Source organism: Coprococcus intestinihominis (assembly GCF_040096555.1).
GTDB classification, from domain to species: domain Bacteria; phylum Bacillota; class Clostridia; order Lachnospirales; family Lachnospiraceae; genus Coprococcus_A; species Coprococcus_A intestinihominis.
The window spans coordinates 1-1,619 of the sequence record NZ_JBBMEK010000417.1 but is presented as its reverse complement, the minus strand read 5'-3'; the positions used below and the strand labels follow the sequence as shown (position 1 = coordinate 1,619).

Sequence of the window (1,619 nt, the reverse complement as noted above, 5' to 3'; positions counted from 1 at the left end):
CTTAGAATTGAGGCACAGCAGAAGCTGGATAAGATTAAACCGGTTTCAATTGGCCAGGCGTCACGTATATCCGGTGTTACACCTGCAGATATTTCTGTTTTGCTGATTCATTTGTCTCAGAGTAGTCAGAAACAGTATATGCAGGACATGCACAACGATGAAAAGCCGGAAAATGATACACATGAAACCGCCAATAGAGAATAAATGAGGAAAAATATGTATTCGATTGAAAGCTTTAAGAAAAAAGTTAATATGTTACATATTGAATTAAGTGACAAACAATATAATCAATATGTAACATATTATGAAATGGTTGTAGAAAAAAATAAGGTCATGAACCTGACTGGAATTACTGAATTTGACGAATTTATAGATAAGCATTATATTGACAGTCTATCGATTGTCAATGCGGTGGATATATACCAGGTTCAGAGCGCCATTGACGTGGGAACCGGTGCCGGATTTCCGGGGATTCCTCTGAAGATTGCCTTTCCACATCTGAAAATCACATTATTGGATTCGTTGAACAAGAGAATTAATTTTCTGAATGAAGTTGTAGAAACGTTGGGCTTGGAAAATGTTGAGACATGCCATGGGCGTGCTGAAGATTTCGGCCATAGAAAAGAGTATCGTGAGCAGTATGATCTTTGCACATCGCGTGCAGTAGCTAATCTATCAACATTAAGCGAGTATTGTGTACCATTTGTAAAAATCGGTGGACAATTTGTCTCATACAAATCAGGGAATGTGGATAATGAATTAAGAGAATCAGAAAAGGCAATCAGAATTCTTGGAGGAGAAATCGGGAAGGTCTGTAGTTTTGTACTTCCTGAGACAGATTTTGCGAGGACATTGGTTCCGATTAAAAAAATCAAATCAACAGGAAAAAAATATCCGAGAAAAGCTGGCACACCTTCGAAAGAGCCATTACAATAGGGAGGCAGAACATGATTAGAGGCGTTTATCTCAATACAATGAATGATGATCTCAGTAAATGTATGAAGATTTATCAGGATGTTTTTGAAGAAGATATGAATGAGAATGTTGAAACTTGGAAAAATTCTAATAGTGAAGACATGGCGATTTATCTTCTTTTGTATAATGAAAATGAGATACCGGTGGGAACGGCCAGACTGATCTTTGATTTTGATGGTGTTTTTAAATTTGATGGATTGGCTGTGCTTCCTGAGTTCAGAAAGAATGGTTACGGCGATTTCATTATGCATATGATTTTTGACAAAGCTTATCAGAGCGGTGCACATTATCTGGTAAGCAATGATATTTATCATATGCCTGATTATTTTAAGAAATATGGTTTTTCAATTGAAAATAATCATTTATCCCTGGATTTAAAACAGTATTTTAATACACATAAATGTTGTCATTAACAATCTTAAAAAGATCCCGAGTCGCATTTGATTCAGGATCTTTTTATTGCAAGTGTTTTATTCATTTTCTTTCGTGGTTGATTGAGAAGCAGATTTCTTCTTAGCAACAGCTTCTTTTTTCGAAGGCGTCTCTTCAGAATGTGCCTTTGATTTGTTGATTTTTCGAATTTTCTTGCCTCCGGCAATGGTGGTTGTTGTCGGTTGTGGTGAGTTAGATGCAATTGCATTTTT

Annotated in this window: 3 protein-coding genes; all 3 read left to right on the top strand. The window is 36.2% G+C overall.

Annotation, left to right across the window (positions count from 1 at the left end):
* Nucleotides 1-204: hypothetical protein (locus WMO25_RS17825; protein ID WP_349086547.1), on the top strand; the 204-nt coding region annotated here is incomplete at its 5' end.
* Nucleotides 205-936: a 16S rRNA (guanine(527)-N(7))-methyltransferase RsmG gene (gene rsmG / locus WMO25_RS17820; protein ID WP_349086546.1), complete on the top strand. Its 732-nt coding sequence runs from the start codon at nucleotides 205-207 to the stop codon at nucleotides 934-936.
* An 11-nt stretch (nucleotides 937-947) separates the two neighbouring features.
* A complete protein-coding gene (locus tag WMO25_RS17815) occupies nucleotides 948-1,388 on the top strand; it encodes a GNAT family N-acetyltransferase (protein ID WP_015513002.1) in 441 nt (146 codons plus the stop codon).
* The last annotated feature ends 231 nt before the right edge of the window (nucleotides 1,389-1,619 follow it).